This window comes from Pseudonocardia sp. D17 (genome assembly GCF_036984265.1).
GTDB classification, from domain to species: domain Bacteria; phylum Actinomycetota; class Actinomycetes; order Mycobacteriales; family Pseudonocardiaceae; genus Pseudonocardia; species Pseudonocardia benzenivorans.
In genome coordinates this window covers 1-4,511 of the sequence record NZ_BPRG01000161.1, presented here as the reverse complement: position 1 = coordinate 4,511, position 4,511 = coordinate 1, and the positions used below count along the sequence as shown (strand labels likewise).

Below are 4,511 nucleotides of genomic sequence, written 5' to 3'. Positions count from 1 at the left end.
CCCGCCAGTGGACGCGGCGGATCTCGTCGCCGGACCGGTAGGGCCGGACCATGACGTCGGGCTCGCCGATGCCCTGGTGCGCGACGACCGCGCCGGGCGTGCCCTCACCGCCGCCGAGCGCGGACGGCAGGCCGTGCAGGTCGACGGTCGCGGGCAGCACGAGCAGCCGGTCGGCGCCGCCGTAGCGGCGGGGGAACTCGGCCAGCCCGAGCGGGTCGGTGACCCGCGCGACGAGCGGCCCGACGCGGTGGTCGCCGCGCAGCACCGGCCGCAGCGGGTAGCGCAGCAGCACACCGGTCCGCGGCGGGAGCCGGTGCACGGTGAACCGCGGTGGTGCGGAGGGCCGCGGGCCCGCGGCGTCGGGCACCGTGTCGGCGACGCGCAGCGCGCCGACGAGCGGACCGCCGGAGAGCCGCACGTCGACGGTGCACTCGGCGCCGACGCTCACCCGCGCGGGGTCGACGGTCCGGTCGGCGCGCACCACCCGCCGGGTCACGGCGGCGACGAGCAGCGAGAGCAGCGGCAGCGCGACGACGAACAGGGCGAGCCGCAGCAGGTCGCGTTCGTCGAGCACGACGGCACTGACCCCGGTCGCGATGCCGCCCGCGAGCAGGCAGCGGCCGCGCACGGTCAGACCCGACGACCAGCGGGGCCGCCCGGACCTGCCCCCGGAGCCGGTCGCGCGGGGAGCCGCCACCGGCCTCAGCTCCCGGAGCGCGCGGCCGGGACGGGAACGGGCAGTCCCGCGACGAGGGTGCGCACGATGTCGGCCGCCGACCGTCGGGCGGCCTGCGCCTCGGGGGTGAGCATGAGCCGGTGTGCGAGCACCGGCACGGCGACGGCCTGCACGTCGTCGGGGACGACGTAGTGCCGGCCGGCGAGCGCGGCCTGTGCCCGGGAGGCGCGGACGAGGTGCAGCGTCGCGCGCGGTGAGGCGCCGAGCCGCAGGTCGGGCAGCGAGCGGGTGGCGGCGACGATGTCGACGCAGTACTGCCGGACCTCGGGGGCGATGTGCAGGTGTCGCACGGCGTCGACGAGGCCGCGGACCGTCCGGGCGTCGGTCACCGGGCGCAGCGTCTCGAGCGGGTCGGCCGCGGCGTGCTCGTCGACCATGGCCAGCTCGGCGGCGGGGTCGGGGTAGCCGATCGAGACGCGGGCGGTGAACCGGTCGCGCTGGGCCTCCGGCAGCGGGAACGTGCCGTCCATCTCGACGGGGTTCTGCGTCGCGACGACCATGAAGGGTGCGGCCAGCTGGTAGGTGGCGCCGTCCACGGTGACCTGGTCCTCGGCCATGCACTCCAGGAGCGCCGACTGCGTCTTGGGTGACGCGCGGTTGATCTCGTCGGCGATGACGACGTTGGCGAACACCGGTCCGGGCCGGAACTCGAACTCGCTGGTGTGCCGGTTGTAGACCGACATGCCGGTGATGTCGCCGGGCAGCAGGTCCGGGGTGAACTGCACGCGGCTGACCGAACAGTCGATGGACCGGGCGAGCGCCTTCGCGAGCGAGGTCTTGCCGACGCCCGGCACGTCCTCGACGAGCAGGTGGCCCTCGGCCAGCAGCGTCACGAGGGCGACGCGCACGACCTCGGGCTTGCCGACCAGCACCCGCCCGACGCTCGCCGCGATGCGGGACGTGACGTCCGCCATCGCGCCGACGGCGGGCAGGTCGGTGTCGGTGTCGGAGGCCGTGCGGGGCCGCCCGGACCGGCTGCTCGTGGTGGTCACCGTCGTCCTCTCGGTCGTGCACGGGTGGTCGCGCGCGGCGGGGCGATGCGCGCGGGTCGTCGACCCCAGTCTGTCAAACGGCCCGCCGCAGGTTCGCTCGGACGAGTGGCGTCACATCCCGTGACCGCACCCGTGCCGGCGCGCCCCCGGTTCCCCACCCTTCCCCATGGTCTCGTCGGCGGGCACCCCCGCGTTCCCCACCACGCCCCACCGCGGCCGGGAAGACCGGGTGATCGCGGCCCCGGAGTGGCTCGGCGGCCGGGCCGGGCCGCGTCGGCGGCGGTCGGTCCGGCTCCGGGACCCCACCGCGCCCCACCGTCATTGAGCTGCACGAATCCGCCGATCGGGGGCGTGACAGGAGGCGTTTCGTGTTGACGGTGGGACGAAGTGGGGTAGGGTGGGGCGCACTGGAGCAAGCGGGCCCTCGGGGGAGGTGGTGCCGGTGTTCCTCGGCACCTACACCCCCAAGCTCGACGACAAGGGGCGGCTCACGCTGCCCGCGAAGTTCCGTGACGACCTCCGAGGTGGCCTGATGATCACGAAGGGGCAGGACCACTGCCTTTACGTGTTCACGCGGGAGGCCTTCGGCGAGATGGCGGCGAAGATCGCCTCCGCGCCGCTCACCAACGAGGCCGCCAGGGCGTTCCAGCGCAACCTGTTCGCCGGCACCGACGAGCAGAACCCCGACGCGCAGGGCCGGATCGCGATCACCCCGGAGCTGCGCCGCTATGCCGGTCTCACCAAGGACTGCGTGGTGATCGGTGCGTTCACCCGCGCCGAGATCTGGGACGCGCAGGCCTGGGCGGACTACCAGCAGCGACACGAGGACGACTACGCGAAGGCGCAGGAGGAGGTTCTTCCCGGACTGATCTGACCTATCGGCGGTGCCCCCTCCCGGGGGCCGTGGCCGCCCCCCTCGAGTGGGACAGCCCTGACGCACCTTCCCCGGCGCCAGGTCGTCCCACGGGCGGGCACCCGGCACCCGGGAGAGGACATCGCCGACCACCGGCCCGACTGGGGAGTGCGGGCCGAGAGGCGGCGATCGGGGGCTCGTGCGCCCGGCCGTCGGCATACGCGGAACGACAGCGGCAGGACCGTGGTGGCGGCGACGGTGGGCGAGGTGGACGGTGGGGCAGCACCCTGACGAGGACGGGCCGGCTGGGGCCAGGCACGTCCCCGTCCTGCTGCCCCGCGTGCTCGAGCTCCTCGGACCCGCGCTCGCCGGACGACCGGCGGTCGTGGTCGACGCGACCCTCGGCCTCGGCGGCCACTCGGCGGCGCTGCTGGCCGCGCACCCCGAGCTCACCCTCGTCGGTCTCGACCGCGACCCGCACGCCCTGGAGCTCGCGGGCCGTCGGCTCGTCGCGTTCGCCGACCGGACCCACCTCGTCCACGCGGTCTACGACCGCATCGCCGACGTCCTCGCGGAGCTGGGGCTTCCCGGGGCCGACGGCGTGCTGTTCGACCTGGGGGTGTCCTCCCTCCAGCTCGACGCGGACGAGCGTGGCTTCTCCTACTCGCGCGACGCCGACCTCGACATGCGGATGGACCCGACGACCGGTCCCACCGCGGCCGACGTCCTCAACACCTATGCCGTTCCCGAGCTCGCGCGGATCCTGCGCGAGTACGGGGAGGAACGGTTCGCGGGCCGGATCGCCGCGGCGATCGGCCGGGCGCGCGACCGCCGGCCGTTCACCCGCAGCAGCGAGCTCGTCGAGCTGCTGTACGAGACGGTGCCCGCCGCGTCGCGGCGCACCGGCGGCCATCCGGCCAAGCGGACGTTCCAGGCGCTGCGCATCGAGGTCAACGGCGAGCTCGATGCGCTGCGTGCCGCCGTGCCCGCGGCCATCGACTCGCTGACCGTCGGCGGCCGGATCGTCGTGCTGTCCTACCACTCGCTCGAGGACCGGCTGGTCAAGCGGGAGCTGGCGGCCAGGTCGGTGTCGACGACACCGCAGGACCTGCCCGTGGAGCTGCCGGGCCACGGTCCGGAGCTGCGGCTGCTCGTCCGCGGTTCGCAACAGGCGTCGGAGGAGGAGGTCGGCGAGAACCCGCGGGCCGCCTCCGTGCGGCTGCGTGCCGCCGAGCGGATCCGGGAGGCGGCATGACGACCCGCCGTCCGGGCGACCACGGGTCCGCCGTCGCCGTCGTCAGCGTCGTCACCAGCGCCGTCACCGGGGGGTCGTCATGAGCGCGCCAGTCACCGAACGCCAGCACGTCGCGGCGCCCGCCCGGGCCCGGCGGTCCTCGCAGGTCCCCGCCCAGCGCGCCCGTGACCGGCGGGCGCGCGCGGCGACCGTCCCGGCGCAGCGGTCGCGGACCGCGACGGCGGCCGTCCCGCGCACCACCCGCGCGGCCGCGCCGCGCACCGCCGCGCAGCGGGCCTACGCCCGGCGCGACGACCGGCTGCGGCGCGTCGTCGGCGTCCGCGGCCCGCGCACGGGGGCGGCCCCCGCGGGCCGGGCCCAGTTCGTCCTGCTGGTGATGGTGTTGCTGGCCGCCGGTCTCGTCGCGACGCTGTGGCTGTCCACCGCCGCGGCCGCCGACTCCTACCGGCTGCAGGACGCCGGCACCAGGACGCGCGACCTCACCGAGCAGAGCGAGATGCTGCGCAAGCAGGTCGCCGCGCTCGACGCGGCGCCCGCGCTGGCCCAGCGTGCGACGCAGCTGGGCATGGTGCCCGCCGACGACCCGGCACGCCTCGTCGTCGCGGCCGACGGCTCGGTCACCGTCGTCGGGACACCCGCCGCGGCCACCGCCCCGGCCCCGCCGCCCCCGCCGCC

4 protein-coding genes and 1 pseudogene are annotated in these 4,511 nt (G+C 75.9%); 3 read left to right on the top strand and 2 right to left on the bottom strand.

The window, feature by feature from the left end; genetic code table 11:
* Both PSD17_RS23460 and PSD17_RS23455 read right to left on the bottom strand, forming a co-directional pair.
* Positions 1–697: pseudogene (locus PSD17_RS23460) on the bottom strand (DUF58 domain-containing protein); the annotation flags it as partial.
* Between the two features lie 5 nt (positions 698–702).
* Entirely contained in the window at positions 703–1,668 is a 966-nt protein-coding gene (locus PSD17_RS23455) for an AAA family ATPase (protein ID WP_233899453.1), read from the bottom strand.
* 502 nt (positions 1,669–2,170) lie between these two features.
* Here PSD17_RS23455 and mraZ point away from each other — a divergent pair.
* From mraZ to PSD17_RS23440, 3 genes are all read left to right on the top strand, one after another.
* Positions 2,171–2,602, top strand: coding sequence for a division/cell wall cluster transcriptional repressor MraZ (gene mraZ / locus PSD17_RS23450; RefSeq protein WP_013674922.1), 432 nt, complete (start codon positions 2,171–2,173; stop codon positions 2,600–2,602).
* A 253-nt stretch (positions 2,603–2,855) separates the two neighbouring features.
* Entirely contained in the window at positions 2,856–3,836 is a 981-nt protein-coding gene (gene rsmH, locus PSD17_RS23445; RefSeq protein ID WP_339124525.1) for a 16S rRNA (cytosine(1402)-N(4))-methyltransferase RsmH, read from the top strand.
* Between the two features lie 79 nt (positions 3,837–3,915).
* On the top strand, positions 3,916–4,511 hold a 596-nt coding region (locus PSD17_RS23440), incomplete at its 3' end, for a hypothetical protein (protein WP_339124524.1).